The 17233-nt window shown below is 72.2% G+C and carries 15 protein-coding genes and 2 pseudogenes; 7 read left to right on the forward strand and 10 right to left on the reverse strand.

Features of this window, described 5'->3' with window-relative positions:
• Positions 1-7 precede the first annotated feature (7 nt).
• The 4 genes and pseudogenes from ABT063_RS13590 to ABT063_RS13605 all read left to right on the forward strand — a co-directional run bounded on the left by ABT063_RS13590 (position 8) and on the right by ABT063_RS13605 (position 3353).
• The gene (locus ABT063_RS13590) at positions 8-1405 is read left to right on the forward strand and encodes an amidohydrolase (protein WP_351057438.1); all 1398 of its coding nucleotides are present in this window, start codon (positions 8-10) and stop codon (positions 1403-1405) included.
• A gap of 18 nt (positions 1406-1423) precedes the next feature.
• Positions 1424-2232 (forward strand): annotated as a pseudogene (locus ABT063_RS13595) (cytochrome P450 family protein); the annotation flags it as partial.
• A gap of 91 nt (positions 2233-2323) precedes the next feature.
• The gene (locus tag ABT063_RS13600; RefSeq protein ID WP_351057439.1) at positions 2324-3013 is read left to right on the forward strand and encodes a DUF899 domain-containing protein; all 690 of its coding nucleotides are present in this window, start codon (positions 2324-2326) and stop codon (positions 3011-3013) included.
• Positions 3014-3167: 154 nt separating this feature from the next.
• Positions 3168-3353: a DUF8839 family protein gene (locus tag ABT063_RS13605; protein ID WP_351057440.1), complete on the forward strand. Its 186-nt coding sequence runs from the start codon at positions 3168-3170 to the stop codon at positions 3351-3353.
• Positions 3354-3356: 3 nt separating this feature from the next.
• Here ABT063_RS13605 and ABT063_RS13610 read toward each other — a convergent pair whose 3' ends face one another.
• The 3 genes from ABT063_RS13610 to ABT063_RS13620 form a co-directional block, all read right to left on the reverse strand.
• On the reverse strand, positions 3357-5294 hold the full coding sequence (locus ABT063_RS13610) for an ABC transporter ATP-binding protein (RefSeq protein WP_351057441.1): 1938 nt from the start codon (positions 5292-5294) through the stop codon (positions 3357-3359).
• A gap of 226 nt (positions 5295-5520) precedes the next feature.
• The gene (locus ABT063_RS13615; protein ID WP_351057442.1) at positions 5521-5958 is read right to left on the reverse strand and encodes a hypothetical protein; all 438 of its coding nucleotides are present in this window, start codon (positions 5956-5958) and stop codon (positions 5521-5523) included.
• Entirely contained in the window at positions 5955-6617 is a 663-nt protein-coding gene (locus ABT063_RS13620; protein ID WP_351057443.1) for an ATP-binding protein, read from the reverse strand. Before ABT063_RS13620 ends, ABT063_RS13615 begins: the two co-directional genes overlap by 4 nt.
• A gap of 278 nt (positions 6618-6895) precedes the next feature.
• Here ABT063_RS13620 and ABT063_RS13625 point away from each other — a divergent pair, with 278 nt between their 5' ends.
• The 3 genes from ABT063_RS13625 to ABT063_RS13635 all read left to right on the forward strand — a co-directional run bounded on the left by ABT063_RS13625 (position 6896) and on the right by ABT063_RS13635 (position 8905).
• Positions 6896-7756, forward strand: coding sequence for a Sco1979 family transcriptional regulator (locus ABT063_RS13625; protein ID WP_351057444.1), 861 nt, complete (start codon positions 6896-6898; stop codon positions 7754-7756).
• Positions 7757-8011 carry a DUF397 domain-containing protein gene (locus ABT063_RS13630; RefSeq protein ID WP_095752488.1) on the forward strand — a complete coding sequence of 85 codons (255 nt, stop codon included), beginning with the start codon at positions 7757-7759 and terminating at the stop codon, positions 8009-8011.
• Positions 8012-8092: 81 nt separating this feature from the next.
• Complete coding sequence (locus tag ABT063_RS13635) at positions 8093-8905, forward strand: SAM-dependent methyltransferase (RefSeq protein ID WP_351057445.1); 813 nt, start codon at positions 8093-8095, stop codon at positions 8903-8905.
• A 92-nt stretch (positions 8906-8997) separates the two neighbouring features.
• On the opposite strand, the gene ABT063_RS13640 is transcribed toward ABT063_RS13635, so the two are convergent.
• The 7 genes and pseudogenes from ABT063_RS13640 to ABT063_RS13670 form a co-directional block, all read right to left on the reverse strand.
• Entirely contained in the window at positions 8998-9702 is a 705-nt protein-coding gene (locus ABT063_RS13640) for a protein-tyrosine phosphatase family protein (RefSeq protein WP_351057446.1), read from the reverse strand.
• A 106-nt stretch (positions 9703-9808) separates the two neighbouring features.
• Positions 9809-10732 (reverse strand): hypothetical protein, encoded by a 924-nt coding sequence (locus ABT063_RS13645; protein WP_351057447.1) that lies wholly within the window; start codon positions 10730-10732, stop codon positions 9809-9811.
• A complete protein-coding gene (locus ABT063_RS13650) occupies positions 10729-13125 on the reverse strand; it encodes a PEP/pyruvate-binding domain-containing protein (RefSeq protein WP_351057448.1) in 2397 nt (798 codons plus the stop codon). Before ABT063_RS13650 ends, ABT063_RS13645 begins: the two co-directional genes overlap by 4 nt.
• Before the next feature lie 264 nt (positions 13126-13389).
• A pseudogene (locus ABT063_RS13655) lies at positions 13390-13709 on the reverse strand (hypothetical protein); the annotation flags it as partial.
• 77 nt (positions 13710-13786) lie between these two features.
• Positions 13787-15274 (reverse strand): glutamate synthase subunit beta, encoded by a 1488-nt coding sequence (locus tag ABT063_RS13660; protein WP_351057449.1) that lies wholly within the window; start codon positions 15272-15274, stop codon positions 13787-13789.
• Between the two features lie 131 nt (positions 15275-15405).
• The gene (locus ABT063_RS13665; protein WP_351057450.1) at positions 15406-15885 is read right to left on the reverse strand and encodes an anthrone oxygenase family protein; all 480 of its coding nucleotides are present in this window, start codon (positions 15883-15885) and stop codon (positions 15406-15408) included.
• A 607-nt stretch (positions 15886-16492) separates the two neighbouring features.
• Complete coding sequence (locus ABT063_RS13670; RefSeq protein WP_351057451.1) at positions 16493-17194, reverse strand: DUF2293 domain-containing protein; 702 nt, start codon at positions 17192-17194, stop codon at positions 16493-16495.
• Between the last annotated feature and the right edge of the window lie 39 nt (positions 17195-17233).

Genomic DNA, 17233 nt, shown 5'->3' on the forward strand with positions numbered 1-17233 from the left:
TGGCGTGATGACGCCCTCTCCCGCAGAGAAAGCCGCCGAGAACGCCGCAGGGAACGCCGAAGGAACCGCCGATCTCATCATCACCGGCTGCACCGTCCTCGTGCACGACGACCAGGAGCGGATCGGGTTCGAGGAGGACGCCGCGATCGTCGTACGGGACGGAGTCGTGGAGTCCGTGACGACCGCGGCCGCGGTGGCGAACCGCCCTGCCGCCGAACGCATCGACGCGCGCGGACAGCTCGCCATGCCGGGGCTGATCAACTGCCATACCCACGCCCCCATGGTCGCCCTGCGCGGTCTCGCCGAGGATCTGCCGACCGAGGAGTGGTTCAACGACGTCGTCTGGCCCGTGGAGTCCAACCTCACGGAGAAGGACGTGGAGTTGGGGGCGCGGCTCGCCTGCGCCGAGATGATCCGCGGTGGCGTCACCTGCTTCGCGGACCACTACTTCAGCATGGACGCGGTCGCCGCCGTCGTCGCCGAGTGCGGGATGCGGGCCCACCTCGGCGAGGCCTACTTCTCCTCCCAAGGGCCCGAAGGCCGGGAGAAATCACTGGAGTTCGCCCTACGGCACCGTGATGGCGCCGACGGCCGCATCACCACCGCCCTCGCCCCCCACGCCCCCTACACCGTGGACGACGCCGACCTCGCCGCCACCGCCCGACTCGCCCGCGAGCACGACCTCCCCGTGCACCTGCACGCCTCCGAGAACCGCGACCAGACCGACACCAGCCTCGCCCGGCACGGCGTCACACCGATCGAGGTCCTTCAGCGCACCGGAATCCTCGACACCGACGTGCTCATCGCGCACGGCACCGGCATCGTCGAGCGCGACCTGCCCGTCCTCGAAAACGCCGCCGGTCGCACGGCCGTCGCCAGTGCGCCCCGCGGCTACCTCAAGTTCGCCTGGCCCACCACCACACCGGTCCGTGCCCTGCACGACCTCGGCATCCCCGTCGGACTCGCCACGGACGGCGCCGCCTCCAACAACTCCCTCGACGTATGGGAGTCGATGGCGCTCACCGCCCTGATCCAGAAGTCCACGACGGGCGACCCGCGCTGGCTGACGTCCCGCCAAGCCCTGCACCACGCAACCCTGCAGAGCGCCCGCGCGGTCGGCCTCGGCGACCGCGTCGGCAGCATCGCCCCGGGCCGCCGCGCCGACCTCGTCCTCGTCGACCTCACCGGCCCGCACACCCAGCCCGTCCACGACCTCGCCGCGACCCTCGTACACAGCGCCCGCTCCTGCGACGTCCGCACCACGATCGTCGACGGACGGATCCTGATGCGCGACCGTGAGCTGCTGACGATCGATGTGCCGGCGGTGGTGGGAGAGCTGGGGGAGCGGCTGCCCGCACTCGTGGACCGCAGCCACGGCAAGCGCATCCAGGACTACGACACATAGGCCTGGCGGTTCCACAGGCTGAGCCGCAGGGATCCCGCCGACGGCCTTCTCCACCACCCGAACGACGTCCACCGGCGCCTGCGCGACACCGCGCCGGTGCACCGCATCGCCGGCCCCGACGGCAGCCCCGCCTGGCTCGTCATCCGGTACGACGACGTCCGCGAGGCCCTCGCCGATCCACGCCTCTGCCTGGACAAGAGGAACGCGAAGGAGGGGAGTTACAAGGGGTTCGCCCTGCCGCCCGCCCTCGACGCCAACCTCCTCGACGCCCTCGGCCCGCGCGGCACCACCGACCTGATCGCCGCGTACGCGGCACCCCTCCCCCTCACCGTCATCTGCGACCTCCTCGGCGTCCCCGACGCTCACCGCCGGGACTTCCGGACCTGGACCGACGCCCTCGTCGCACCCCACCCGGCAACGACTTCACCGGACTCCTCGCGGACAGCGGAAGGAGCCCGCCGACGATCTGCTCCCCGACCTGATCGCCGTGCGCGAGGAAGGCGACCGGCTCAGTGAGGACGAGTCGATGTCCCGCGCCTTCCTCATCCTCTTCGCCGGATACGAGAACACCGTGCAGCTCATCGGCAACGCGGTGCTGGCGCTGCTCCGGCATCCCGAGCAGCTTGCCGACCTGCGCACGGTCAGCTTGAGGCAACTGCCCGCCGCCAACCGCGACCCGGCCCCGCTTCCCCGAGCCCGACCGTCTCGACCTCGGCCGGGACGCCTCCGGACACCTGGCCCTCGCCCACGGCATCCACTACTGCCTGGGCACGCCGCTCGCCCGCGCCGAGACCGAGATCGCCCTGGCCGCGCTCCCACAGGACTTCCGACGCACCCCAAGAAAACCTCTGACGCGGCGATGAGTTCCGACCTGCCCACCGGTCACCACCAGAACGGACCGTTGCACAGGAGGGGCCCATGTCGCTTCCGGAGATCGTCTCGCGTGCGCAGTGGCGCTCGGCGCGTGAGAAATTACTGATCAAGGAGAAGGTGGTCACGCGCGCGCGGGACGTGCTCAACGCCGAGCGGCGGAGACTGCCGATGGTCGAGATCGACACCGAGTACGTGTTCGAGGGCGGCGACGGCAAGGCCACGCTGCCCGACCTCTTCGAGGGGCGTCCCCAGCTCGTCGTCTACCACTTCATGTTCGCCCCCGAGTGGGACGCCGGCTGCCGCAGCTGCTCGGGCTTCCTCGACCAGATAGGCCACTTGGCGCATCTGAAGGCGCGGGGGACGACGTTCGCCGCCGTGTCCCGGGCGCCGTACACGAAGATCCTGCCCTTCAAGGCGCGGATGGGCTGGACGGTGCCCTGGTACTCGTCGTACGGCAGCGACTTCAACCAGGACTTCGAGGTGACCCTGGAACGCGAGGGGGAGCTCGTCGAGCGGCCGGGCGTCAGCTGCTTCCTGCGGGACCACGACCGGGTCTTCCACACCTACTCGACGTACGAGCGCGGCCTGGACGGGCTCGGCTCGACCACCAGCCTGCTGGACCTCACCGCGCTGGGACGACAGGAGGAGTGGGAGGAACCCAAGGGCCGGGCGTCGGTTCTCGGGGCGTCTGCGGGCAGCGAGGGCATCCGATATCACGATGAGTACGAGGATTGATACGGAAGGTGATCGTGATCGTCGTATAGTGACAGGAACCTCACCCTCCGCGGTGAACGAGTGTCAACTACGTCTCAGTACGGCAACTGAGCGAGGCTTTCGGCTGCCGGAAGGCGTTAACTCCTACAAGTACAACGCTTTCTGGAGGTGCAGGATGGTGAACGGGCGAAGAGTGCTCGAACGCTTTCCCGCAGGTGGGCCGCGAGGCTCGTGGCCGGCGGAGGAGTTCGCGCACGCGCGACGTCTGGAAGGGCTGCCCGCGGAGGTCGTCATGGACCTCTCGACGGACACGTTCCTGGTGATCGTCCGCAGCGGCGAGACAGCCGACGCGGCGGCCTGAGGGTCAGCCCGCCTTCGGGGCGGGCACCTTCGCCGTGGCCCCGGAAGCGGGCGCCTTCGTCGTGAACTGCTCCGCCTGGAGCGAGTACAGCTCCGCGTAGACCCCGCCGGTGTTCAGCAGCTCCTCGGGTGTGCCGGACTCCACGAGTCGGCCCTGGTCCAGGACGTGCACCAGGTCCGCGTGGCGTACGGACGCCAGGCGGTGGGTGATGAGGATGACCGTCTGGCCGGTACCGGCCAGGGCGCGGATCTTCTCGAAGACCTCCAGCTCGGCCCGGGCGTCCAGGGCGGCCGTCGGCTCGTCCACGATCAGGATGCGGCCGCGCCGGTACGCGGCCCGGGCGATGCCGAGCCGCTGCCACTGGCCGCCGGACAACTCGTGCCCGCCGCTGAAGTTGCGGGCCAGCAGGGTGTCCAGGCCACGCGGCAGATCCCCGACCACGGCATCGGCCCCGGCCTCCGCGACCGCCTCCGTCACCCGCTCGTCGGTGAGCGGCGCCGAGGAGCGGCCCACCGCCACATTGACGCGGGCCGTGAACGGCCACCGCTTGAAGTCCTGGGCGACCATCGCGACGCGCTCCGCGAGCAGATGCCGGTCCGCGCCCGCCGCGTCCACGTCGTCCCACAGGATCCGGCCGCGGTCGGGGGAGTACAGTCCGGCCAGCAGCTTGACCAGGGTCGTCTTGCCGGAGCCGTTCTCGCCGACCAGCGCGACGATCTTGCCGAGCGGCACGGTGAGCGTGACGTCGTCGAGAGCGGGGCGAGCCGCGTCACCCGGATAGGTGAAGCTGACGTTCTCGAACCGAATCTCGCGCGGGTCCTCCGGCAGTGCCGCCCCGCCCACCGGAATCGCCCGCTCCGCCGCCTCCGCGTAGAGCCGCTGGAGGTCGCCGACGAACAGCGCCTCCTCGTGCAGGGCGTTCACCTCCACCACCAGGGTCTCCAGGCTCTGCGAACCCGTGCGGATGGCGATCACGGCCGTACCCGCCACCGACAGCGCCATCGCGCCCGCCAGCAGCAGCCCGCCCAGCGTCGCGTACGTCGCCGCCGTCGCCAGGCCAGTCCAGGCCGCTGCGATCAGACCCGTACGGGCCGCCAGCCGGGCCAGGCGGGCCTGCTCCGCCTCCGCCGTCTCCGACATCGCGCGGAAATGGCGCAGCAGGAACGGGCCCACCCCGTGGACGCGGATCTCGGGCGCCGCCTCGGGCTCGATCAGCAGGGCGCCCAGCAACCGGCCCGCGCGCGCGTGCTGCACCCAGGCGTGGAAGGACTCGTAACGCCGGCGCGCCATCGTCAGCGCGCTCCAGGCGCTCGGCAGGGTCATCGTCATCAGCAGCGGCAGCAGCGCCGGGTGCAGCACGGTCAGCACGCCCGCCGCCGCGATCAGCGAGATCATCGCGTTCACCACGCGCGTGGCGTACGAGATCATCCGCCGGGCGGAGGCGGCGCCGTACTGTGCGGTGTCCAGCAGTTTGTGGAAGGCGTGGTCCTCGATCGCGGCCAGCTCCACGGTCGCCGCGCGCTCCAGATAGCGCTCGGTCGCCACCCGCTCCACCTTGGGCTCCAGACGCCCGGTGGCGTACGTGGACGCGGCCCGCAGCAGTGCCCCGACCAGCATCACGGCGGCCATCACGACCAGCGCGGGGACGGCGCCGCGCAGCCGGTCCTCCAGCGTGCCGTCGCCGATCAGCCGGCCGAGCACGCTGTTGACCGCGAGCAGGCTCACCGCCTGGGCGGCACCCCGGCCGACCTCGGCGGCCAGCACGGTCCGCGCGGCGCGCCGGTCGGCCTGCCAGGCGAGCCGGAAGCTGGCCGTCAGCAAGGCCGGCAGCCGGGTCACCATGGCCCGGAAGTTCAGCTCCAGGAAGGCGTCGGCGTGCGAGTTCCAGCCCATGTCGTAGCGCAACGGGCCGCCGAAGAGCAGCCGCTCCGACTCGGACATCTCCGGCTGCGCCGAGTTCCTTCTCTTTTCCCGCCCGGCCCGGCTCCTCTTTTCCCGCCCGGCCCGGCTCCTCTTTTCCCGCCCGGCCCGGCCCTGCTTCTTCCCCACCCGTGACCTCCCCCGATCGTGGACGAACGGCCACTATCGCGGGGCGGACTTCTTCGGGGCAGGGCGCGAGCCGGAGCGACGGGAGCGCGCGGGCGCACGCCCGGGAAGCGGCGCCGACTTACGCGCTGACCGGTCGTGACCAGGTAGGAGTCGTGCCGGTCGCCCGGCACAGCGCGAGGTACAGCGGTATCGGCGGGGTGTACGGCAGCGTGCCCTCCGGCCTGTGAATCAGGCCGGGGAGGCCCGGGGCGTCCGGGACGACCGCTCCGGTGGCGTACCGCGCGGGGGCGGGCCACTCCAGGGCGTAGTCCGAATCCGACGGAACGATCCACCACCAGTGCGTCTCGTTGGCGTAGACGCACCCCACCCGCGGCAGCCGGGGCATCATCAGGGGACCGAAGTGGGCGGGCACCGCCACCGCGTCGCAGCCCATCGGGGCCGTCATGCCCTCGGGTACGGACAGTCGCCGGGGGGCTGCCGGGGAGTGCAGGCCGCGTCGGAGGCGGACCAGCGTGTCCAGGTTCAGCACCTGGCCGCCGCCAGGCCCAGGCCTCACGCCTCCCCCCAATCCGGGCTCCGCCTGGGCGGGGGGACCGTCGGGTGCGGCACTGCCGTCGAGCCGTGGTGCGCCTCCGCCTCCTCGCCCGAGCCGCCGGCCGGGCCGGGCTTGGGGCGGGCTCCCCAGCCCAGGTCGTTGCGGGGGCCGGTGTCGTGACACGGCGTGTCCGCCTTGCGCGGCAGCTCGGCCCAGACCAGCAGCCCGGGCCCGTGTTCGTGGGTGCCCCAGGAGTGGCTCAGGGCCTCGACGAGGAGCAGTCCCCTCCCGTGCTCCTCCTCGGGCCGCTGAGGCGCCGGGTGGGGCTCACCCGGCGCACATCCTTCGTCGCGTACGGCTATGCGCACCAGGTCGTCACCGTCGTGCAGCTCGCAGACCACACGGCTGCTCGCGGTGTGCACGATGGCGTTGGTGACCAGCTCGGAGACCACCAGGGCCGCCGTGTCGCAGGTGTCCTCGCAGACCGACCAGCCGGTCAGTCGCGCCCTTGTCAGGCGTCTGGCCTGCGCGGGAGAACCCGGATGGGCGGCCAGCTCGAAGCGGAACCGGCGCTCGGCAGCGGCCCTGTCGGGGCCCGCTTCCACGGCGGCACCGAGCCCGAGGGGGCGGCCTGCGGCAGCGTCTGTTCCTAAGGGCGGGGACGGAATCACGCTTGCCACTATCGCCCCGCCGTGAACACTTGGCAAGTGTCACTCTGAAAAATGCAGAGTGCTGTGTGACGTGGTGAAGCGCCGTGGCACACTGCTCGCAACAGCACGTCGAGCGGCGCCAGTTGGGATCACCGGAGGTCCGTACGTATTCGTACAGCTCTTCGAAAAGATCTTCGAATGGCGCCGCAGGGCTGCCAGCATGCTTCGCCCGTACGGCGGTCAGCATGCTTGTGTGGCCGGCCTGAGCCCTTCTGGCCGTCCTGCCAGGGACTTTGTGGAGGTGGAGGGTGAGCGAACCGCGGTCCGCGCCGACGGTCGGCCAGGTCGTCCTCGGCCGACGCCTGTTGGACCTGCGGGAACGCGCCGGGCTCAAACGCGAGGAGGCCGCCCGCATCCTCCGTGTGGCCCCCGCCACAGTCCGCCGCATGGAGATGGCCGAGGTCACGCTCAAAATCCCGTACCTCCAGCTGCTGTTGAAGGCCTACGGCGTCTCCGACCTGGAGGCCGAGGCCTTCGTACAACTCGCCGAGGAAGCCAACCAGCCCGGGTGGTGGCAGCGGTTCCACGACGTCCTGCCCGGCTGGTTCTCGATGCACGTCAGCCTCGAGGGCGCGGCCGCCATGATCCGCCAGTACGAACCGCACTTCGTCCCGGGACTGCTGCAGACCGAGGACTACGCGCGTGGCGTCCTGGAGTCGGGCGCCGTCGGCCAGACGAGCCCCGACGAGATCGAGCGCCACGTCGCCCTGCGTATGCAGCGCCAGGAACTGCTCACCCGTCAGGACGCGCCCCGGCTGTGGGTCGTGATGGACGAGACCGTGCTGCGCCGCCCGGTCGGCGGTCCGGAGGTGATGCGTGCCCAGATCGACAAACTGCTCGACACCACGAAGCTGGCCAACGTCACGCTGCAGGTCGCCCCGTTCGCGAACGGGCCGCACCCCGGCACGTACGGGCCCTTCGTGCTGTTCCGATTCGCCATGCCGGAACTCCCGGACATGGTCTACAGCGAGTACCTGACCGGTGCCGTCTACCTGGACGCGCGCACCGAGGTGGCGACCCACCTCGAGGTCATGGACCGTATGGCGGCGCAGGCCGCTACTGCACATCGCACGAAGGAGATCCTCCGGGAACTCCGCAAGGAGCTGTGAATGAATCGCATCAAGCCGCGCATACGCGTCTACAACGGCATGCCCGCGCGGGACTTGGGGAGCGAAGGCTGGCACAAGCCGTGGAGCGGCGGCAACGGCGGGAACTGTCTGGAGGCGATGAAGCTCGCCGACGGCAGGATCGCTGTCCGCCAGTCCACCGACCCGGACGGTCCGGCGCTGATCTACACCACGGACGAGATGACCGCCTTCATCGAGGGTGCCAAGGCGGGGGAGGCCGACTTCCTGCTGTCCTGATGTGATTGCTCTTTCTCTCGCTCGACTTCCTTATCTTGGTACTGAATTGATCACTACCCATTGCGTCTTACGGAGTGCCTCATGACCGGGCAGGACCCTCTCGGCGCCGCCGCGATCGACACCGGCAAGCCACATCCCGCGCGGATGTACGACTGGTATCTCGGCGGCAAGGACAACTACCCCGTCGACGAGGCGATGGGCCGGCAGATGCTCGCCCTCGACCCGAGGGTGCCCGTGATGGCGCGGGTCAACCGCGCGTTCATGCACCGGGCCACACGCTGGCTCGCCGAGCAGGGCGTACGCCAGTTCCTGGACGTCGGCACCGGGATCCCGACCGAGCCGAACCTCCATCGGGTCGCCCAGCAGATCGCGCCCGAGGCGCGCGTCGTCTACTGCGACAACGACCCGATCGTGCTCGCCCACGCGGCAGCGCTGCTGCGCGGCACCGAGGAAGGGGCCACCGAGTACCTCCAGGCCGACGTACGGGACCCGGAGGCCATCCTCGAAGGCGCCAAGAAGGTCCTGGACTTCGGCCGGCCCGTGGCGCTCTCGCTCATCGCGCTGCTGCACTTCGTGTCCGACGAGGCCGGCGCGCACGAGCTGGTGCGCCGGCTGCTGTCCGAACTGCCCTCCGGCAGCTTCCTGGTGGTCAGCCACGCGACGGCCGACTTCACGCCCGAGGAGTCGAAGGCCGCCACCGAGAAGCTCAAGGCCGCCGGTGTCACACTCGCGCTGCGCTCCCGCGAGGAGTTCACCCGCTTCTTCGACGGCCTGGAACTCGTCGAGCCCGGCGTCGAGGTGCCGCACCGGTGGCATCCGCAGCTGGGTGAGCCGGTGCCCGGTCAGGACGACGGGGTGATTCCCGGGTACGGGGCGGTGGGGCGCAAGCTGTGACTCAGCCGTGATCACCGTGATCAGCCGTGATCACCGTGATCAGCGGTGATCAGCTGTGATTCAGCGGTTCACACCCACGACCGCAAGATGGTTCACACCCACGACCACATGCGGCGCGGGGCGTCCACCAGGCGGCTGACCACCACCACCGGCAGCGGCGGCTGCTCCGCCTTGCTGGGGCTGAGGTTCAGCCCGTAGTAGATCTGCTCGATCGACGGTGGTCCGACCGCGAGGTTGCGCCGGACCGCCATCGACGACGACGACTCGCCGGTGTGCACCAGGTACGCCGCCGCCATCGTGCCCGTACGGCCGACCCCGGCGCCGCAGTGCACGAACACCGGCCCGGACGCCTTGGCGACAACGTCGAGGAGGCGCTGCACCTGCTCGGGCTTCGGCGTCTGCCCGTCCCGGATGGGCATGCGTACGACGTCCAAACCGGCGTTGCGAGGACCGGCGAGCTGGTGGGCGCTCAGGTCCTCGGCGCGCAGGTCGACGACTGTGGTGAAGCCCATACTCGCCAGCTGCCGGTAACCGGCGGGGGAGGGGGCGGCACCGCGCCACAGCCGTCTCTCGGCGTCGACAGGCTGGAAGTGGTGCACACCCTGCACCGTGCGGGTCCCCGGCGGCGCCGGGGTCTCCTCGCGAGCCCAGAACGACAGCGCCAGGATTCCCAGTGCGCCGGTGGCCCACAGAGTGAGGTAGCCGAGGGCCAGGAGGATGAGGATCCGCAGGGACCGCCGTGACAGAAGACGCTGGCGGAGAGCGGGAGCGGGCAGGGTTGCGCTGAGAACAGCCATGGGCGACCCGGGGGCTAGGGGACGAGGGCGCGTTTGGAATCGTAACCCGAGTCGCGTATGACAGTCTTGTCCGAGTACGTATGTATATACGAGCCCTACGGCCCGGTCAGTTGTCGTCCGCGTCCGCGTGGCCGATGCCGACCACCGTGAGGTGGGCGCGTTCGAGGGTCGCGTCCTCCAGGCAGCCGCGCAGCCGCAGCTGGTCGTGGTCGGTGAGGGCCGGCCGGACGACGCCGGCGAACATGCCGTCTCCCAGGTCGCCGAGGGCCGCGTGGCGCAGCGGTACGGACGTGGAGTCCCGGCAGCGCTCCCAGACCTGCTTCGCGGCGAGCGACCGCCGCTCGGCTGTCATGTCCGTGCCCCGCAGGTCGACCTGGACGAGCACCGAGGTCGCCTCGCTCTCGTTCGCGGCTTCCTCCCGGGTCTGGGTGAGATCGGCGAGCCCCACGACGAGCGAGCCGAGCAGGGCGAGACCGACCACGCCGACGGCGGCCACGCGCGCGGTGCGGCCCCGGGAGCGCCCGGCGTCCAGCGACGGCAGGTCCTCCAGATCGTCGTGCGCCGACGGGTCGGGTGCGGCGAGGACCGCCAGCCGTCCGGCGAGCCGCCGCTCGGCCGGCCGGGCCGTCACTGACGCGATCCGCTGCACCACCCAGGCGAGGCCGGACAGCACCACACCGGTGACCATGAGGACCGGTACGAAGACGTACGTGCGTTCCGCCGGCTCCTCCAGCCAACGGAACCGTGCGCCACCGCGGGGCTCCGGCTCGGGTGCCTCGCGCAGCCGGGCCAGCACGTCGTCCTGCCGCGCGGCCAGCTCCCGCTGCCGCCGGTCGGAGTCGCGCAGCCGCTCCTCGATCCGCGTCAGCCGCCCCAGCATCACAAGGCCCAGCAGCATCACCTCGATGACCACCAGCAGCACCCCGCTCAGCAGGGCTCGCTGCCACTGCCACCGGTACAGGTAGACGACGAGGTACGTCCCCGCGCCGGCGGCGGCGAGGCTTCCGAAGACGAAGGCGATCTTCCTCATGGCGCGTCCCCCAGCTGTACGTCCCCGGTGGTCCCGTCGACGGTGAGGCGGGAGCCGGGCGGGAAACGCCGTACGGCGTCCATGGCGCCGACGACCGCCGGGAGCCCGAACTCCCTCGCCAGCACCGCGAGATGGGACAACGGACTGCCGGTCTGGGCGACCAGCCCGGTGAGGCCGGGCAGCAGCGGGGCGAGCGCGGGGTCCAGCGTGCGCACGACGAGCACCGCGTCCGGGGGCGGGGTGCCTGTGCCGTCCCACACCGTCCCGACCGCGCGCCCACGGGACACGCCCCGCATTCCGTCGCCGCGGCCGCCGTCACGCTCGGCGACGACGACCCCGCCCTCCGCGAGCCGGAAGACGTCCGGCAGCGGAGGCGACTCGGGCTGCGGCACGCGCGCGTGCAGGTCGCCGGGAAGGGCACCGCCTTCGAGTACGGCGGCCAACTCCCGCCACCGCAGCAGCCCGACACGCTCCATGTCCAGCCCCACCCGGCGCGCCGCTTCCCGCACGAGCCGGACCTGGAGCTCCTGCACCCACCGGATGCGGAGACGGAGGGCTTCTCGGGGTGGGAGAGCGGGGGTGGGGGACGGACGGGGAGCCGGGGCTTCGGCTACGGCGACGGTGTGGGGCGCGGGCCGGCCGGGTTCGGGGGGCGTCGATGTGTGGCCCCGGGCGCCGGTGGCGGTCCTCGGGGCCCGCTCGACGGTTGTGGCGGTCCTCGGGATCCGCTCGACGGTTGCCACCCGTGGTTCCGGTACCGCACCGTCCCGGCCCGGTGCGACCGCCTGCGGCAGCCGCTCCCGCCCCCGCAGGCTCGGTGCAGTGAGGGCCAGGACCACGGGGTTCGCGGCCACCACCCGATGGTCGGGCACGCCCTGGGCGCGGGCCTCCGCCAGTGCGGTCAGGGCGGTGCCCGCCGCCGTACGGGTCTTGGGCGGCTCGCTCAGCAGGGCGCCCGTGAGCGCTTCCTGGGCGTGCAGGGAGACCAGGAGCGTACGGGTCCAGCGGAGCTCCGCCGCCAGATCTGGACCGGCGAACTCGGCCGGCGCCGGGATCTCCGCCAGGCGGCGGTCGACGTCCGCCACCAGGTCCGTCGCCAGACCGGGCAGCGCCGCGGTGAGACGGCCCACCCGCCAGGCCGCACCGAGCCGGCGCGCCCCCGGCGCCGGGTTGAGCAGCGCGAGCCACCGGTGCCGGGGCCCGACGGCGCCGAGGAGGCGCAGGTCGGCGGTGGCCCGCCCACCGACCGTCGTGACCACCGGCACCGTCCGCAGCAGCCGGCGCGGTGCACTGCCCCCGATGTCGAGCGCGGCGGCCAGCCCACGGGCCATGGGCGCCACCCACAGGTCCTCCTCCATCGGCTGGAGTTGCCCCGGCAGCGTCTCCGCGACCGGTCCGGGCCCGAGCAGCCGGGCCCCGCGCCCGGGCCGCGCCGCCATCGCCGTGATCGGCCGGCTCTGGAACAGCCACAGCCGCCCGTCGTCGTCGAACCCGAACTCGATGTCCTGCGGCCCGCCGAAGATCCGCCGGGCCCGCCGCGCGAGCCGCGCCAACCGGAAGAGTTCGGAGCGGGTGAGCGGCGAGCCGGTGTCCAGGGGCTCGCCGTGAGTGAGAAGCGGGTTGGTTTCCGAGGGCCCGCCGTGAAGGAGGAGCGCGTCGGTCTCCACGAGATCGGTGCGAGTGCGGGTGCGAGTGCGAGGCGCGTCCGGGTCCGCGGGCTCGGTGCTGCTGGGCGGCGCGCCGGCCTCCGGTGGCTCCGTCCGCAGGACGCGGCCGTGCTTGCTCAGCCAGTGGTTGGACCCGGCCTGTGCACCGCTGACCAGGCTGTCCGGCCCGCCGCGCACCGCGCTCACCAGCATCCGGTCGGCCCGCCCCTCGACGGGGTCGGCACCGAACATCACCCCGCCGACACGGGCCGTGAGCATCGGCTGGACGAGCACCGCCATGGGCGCCGTGGACCCGTCGGGCCGGTGCGCCGAGTCGAGCACGGTCTGTACGGCCGTACGAAAACCCCGCCAGCCGCGCACATCGAGCACGGACGTGAACTGGCCCGCCAGGGACGACTCCTCCGTGTCCTCCTGCGGGGACGAGGAGCGTACGACGAGCGGGCGGGCGCCGCCGTCGGACAGGTCGTGCCAGGCGTGCCGCAGGGCGACCGTGTCGCCGCCCCCTCCGTGCGGGATCACGAAGCCGGGGAGCACCGGCAGTCCGGCGCGGGCCGCGCGGGCGAGGTTCGCGGCTTTGGATCCTGCCAGTCGGGGGAGCGCGGCGCCGGGCTGATCCAGCGGGACGACGGCCGGGCCGACCGCTTCCACCAGGCCGAGAGCACTCTCGCCCAGGGGCCCTTCCCCGTCCGGCGCGCCTTCTCCATGACGTTCGTCGAGCGTCGTCATCGAACACCCTCCAGGACCGGCCGCCAACAGGGGGGACGCGCGGGGGTGGCCCTGCGCCTGACGGCGGAACGAAGGATGGGGGCGAGCAACCGCACGCCTCCTGCTTTTTCCGATGATCCCACCACTGTTCCGATACATGTAGCCTGTAAGCCACTTTTCGGGCAGTTGAGAGAAAAATCAGTACGGCGGACTAGGTCCCCGGAGTGGTTCGTCCGAGGGAAGCGGCCGCCGACTCCTCCGCAGGCAGGACACCGTCGCGGTCGCTCATCCGCGGGCAGGACAGGGTCCCCGCCGCTCATCCCCGGGGCATGACCCTGTCGGGGCCACTCGTCCCGAGGCCGGGTCCCGCGACTCACGTGCGCCGGCCCGCTCCGGCTCACCAGGCGGCAGCACCCCGCACAGCGCGTCCCCCGCCCCCGAACAGGCGTGCTCCGAGGGCAGCCGTAGTACGGCGTGCGGCCCGGGCAGACACCAGTGACCTCGACGTGCGGCGCGGGCGGGGGCGCGGCGAGCGCGGCGGTCAGACGGTCACGGCGGTTCGGGTACCGCTGCCGTATACGCCGTACAGGACGGTCGTAGGACCCCGGGAGATCGACCGGGAGGTGGCGGGGACGGACGCGCGACGCCAGGGCCCAGTCGCCTTACATGCCGTCGGGCCGGCCTACACGGTCATCGGGCGGTCGTACGGCCCGATCGGCGCCGGCAGTCGTGAACTGCCCGTCAGGTGACGGTCGACGGCCGCCGCCACCGCCCGTCCCTCCGCGATCGCCCACACGATCAGCGACTGCCCGCGTGCGGCGTCCCCGGCCGCGAACACGCCCGGGACGTTGGTCGCGAAGCCGGCGTCCCGGGCGATCGTGCCGCGGGGCTCCAGCTCCAGCCCCAGCTGGTCGACGAGCCCGTCGCCCCGGTCCGGTCCGGAGAAGCCGAGCGCGAGCAGCACGAGGTCGGCGGGTAGGGCCCGCCCGGTGTCCGCCACCGGCCGCCGCCGCGCGTCCACCTCGACCAGGTGCAGCGCTCGCACATGCCCGTCGGCGTCCCCGGTGAAGCGGAGCGTGGACGCCGCGAACAGCCGCGCGTCCGCGTCCGCCGCCGACGCCGTCCGCAGGTCACGGGCCTCCTCGTGTGCGGCCGACAGCCGGTAGATCTTGGGGTACGTCGGCCAGGGCTCCGCGTCCTCGTCGCGGTCCGCGCCCGGCTGGGCGTAGATGTCCAACTGGGTCACGGACGCGGCGCCCTCCCGCACCGCCGTACCCAGGCAGTCGGCCCCCGTGTCCCCACCGCCGACGATGACGACGTGCTTCCCGGCGGCGGACATGGGCGAGACCTCCAGGTCCCCCTCGCACACCCGGTTGGCCAGCGGCAGATACTCCATCGCCTGCTGGATGCCGGCCAACTCCCGCCCCGGTACGTCCAGTTCACGCCACGCCGTCGCCCCGGTGGCGATCACCACCGCGTCGTAGCGCGCCCGCAGTTCGGCGGCTCCGATATCCCGCCCGACCGCGGTGGACGTGCGGAACTTCGTGCCCTCCGCCCGCATCTGCTCGATCCGCCGCTGAAGATGGTGCTTCTCCATCTTGAACTCGGGGATGCCGTACCGCATCAGACCGCCGAGCCGGTCGTCCTTCTCGTACACGGCGACCGTGTGCCCCGCCCGGGTCAACTGCTGTGCCGCGGCCAGCCCGGTGGGCCCCGACCCGATCACCGCGACCGTCCGCCCGGACAGCCGGTCCGGCGGCCGCGGCGGCGCGAAGCCCTCCTCCCAGGCCTTGTCGGCGATGGCGCACTCGACGTTCTTGATCGTGACGGCCGGCTGGTTGATGGCGAGCACGCAGCCCGCCTCGCACGGCGCCGGGCACAACCGGCCCGTGAACTCGGGGAAGTTGTTCGTGGCGTGCAGCCGGTCCGCCGCGGCCCGCCAGTCCTCGCGCGAGACCAGGTCGTTCCACTCGGGGATGAGATTGCCCAGCGGACAGGCCTCGTGGCAGAAGGGGATGCCGCAGTCCATGCAGCGGTCGGCCTGCTTGTTGACGATGGGCAGCAGCGCCCCGGGGACGTAGACCTCGTTCCAGTCCCGGACCCGTTCCTCGACAGGCCTGCGCGGCCAGTCCTGGCGAGGCGTGGTCATGAATCCCTTGGGATCGGCCATGGCCGTCTTCCTTGCGTACGCGTGTGGCAGGCCGTGCGTCATCGGGCGGCACATTCCTCCGGCCACGATACGTCCCATCGGGCACGCCCGCAGAGGGGTCGACAGCGCTTTTTGCGAGGTCCCGGCCCTCTCTAGGTGAGGGCCAGCACATACGCCACCGCCGCGGCGGCCGAGGCGACCGCACGGACGTGGTTCCAGAACGTCCACTCGCGTACGTACGTCGGCCAGTACGCGGCCGCCTCCGGGGTGCCCGGGTCCAGCCGGGCCAGTGCGTCGTTGCGCGGCACGTTCGCCACCATGGTCAGCCCGAAGACGCCGAACAGGTACAGCCCGCTGCCCACCAGCAACTCCACCGTCCCTTCGTCCGGCCACAGCACGAACGTCACCACCGCGATCACCGCGCACAGCACCGCCGACCCGACGAACACGAGCATGAACGCCGGCTGCAACGCGGCGACATTGATTGCGTTCATCGCGGCGATGCCCTGCGCGGGCGGCAAGGCGGCGAGCCCGCGCATCACGAAGGTCGAGAACCCGCAGAAGACCCCGGCCACCAGCCCGGTCCCGAGCACACCCACGACCGTCAGTACGAAGTACGGTCCCTCGATCATGCCGACACCAACTCCCGCATCAGGCCGAGCCCATACCCGGCACCACCCGTTGCCACCAGTGAATCCCCGCACGAGAACGCCGACCATGGCCGAGCCACGCGACGGCATACGCGAGCGTCCAGGCCGGGCGGGGCGGCGGGGGCGCGGAGCCGGAGGTTGTGTGAGCGCGTGGGGTCGGCGGGCGCCGTGCGGAGGTGCGTGTGCGCGGCCGGCTGTCCCTGCGGGATGCGCACGGCCGTCGGGCTCTTGTGGGGTGCGCGCGGTCGTCGGGCCCTTGTGGGATGTGCGCGACCGCCTGGCCCCTTGTGGGAGGGGCACACAGTCGTCGGCCTCTGCCCGGTGCGATGCGGCCGTACGGGACGGCGCGGGGGCGTGCGGGGCGGCTGCCGAGGCTGAGCGCGAACGCGGCGTGCCATGCCATGGGCTCGGTGCGTCGCGGCCCACGGCCGACCGTGCAGGCGGTCTGCCGGGGGAACTCGGCCGGCCGGACCGCCGGGGAACTCGGCCGGCCCGAGGACCACGACGGCCGCAACCGCGATGGTGCAGTCCGGAGGTGTCTCACCCCGTCCCTCTTCGCACCCACGACTCCCACTCCACCCCCCCACCTTCAGCCGGCCTCCGCCTCCACACCCGCCGCCCTCCACCCCCTCAGCACCGCCTCCACGGCCCCCGCGATCCGCCGCCGCGCCTCATGCCTCGCCACCCCGCTCATCAGCAACTGGTCGTACGGCGTGTCCACATGCCGTACGGACGCCACGACCGCCGAGGTCACCGCCCCCTCCGACAACGCCCGCCCCGCCGCACTCCGCCCCACCCGCCCGCTGCCCCGCACGGAGGCATGTGCGGCGATCTCCCGCGCCCGGTCCCTCGGGCACCCGGGGAACAGCCGCCGTATCTCCGCCGCGAACGCGTCCGCGAACCGCACGTCCGCCTCCGCCCGGCGCCGCGCGTCCCGTGCCCGGCGCCGTCGTCGCGCCTCCGCGTCGGCCAGGCACCGCTCCTCGGCCCGGGCGAGCCCGGCCTCCTCGACGAGGACGCCCTGCCGCTCGTACCGCCCCTTGCGCCGGTTGAACCGCACGACCACCGCCGACAGCGCGCTCTCCTCCCGCGACCGCCGGGTCAGTGCCACGTCCCCGCGCGGCAGGAACACCAGGTGCCCCAGATCGGCACAGTCGAGGCACCGTGGCGCGCCGTCCTCGACGACGAGCAACGACAACGGCCCGCCACGGCACTCCACGCAGTGCCGTCTCCGCAGCGGCTGGATGACGAGAAGTCCGGTGCGCGGCGGGGGAGTTGCGAGGAAGGCCATACGGGGTTCATTCCCGCCGGTGACAGGGACCCACGCCAT

It is taken from the genome of Streptomyces sp. NPDC002838 (genome assembly GCF_040295365.1).
Classification (GTDB): Bacteria; Actinomycetota; Actinomycetes; order Streptomycetales; family Streptomycetaceae; genus Streptomyces.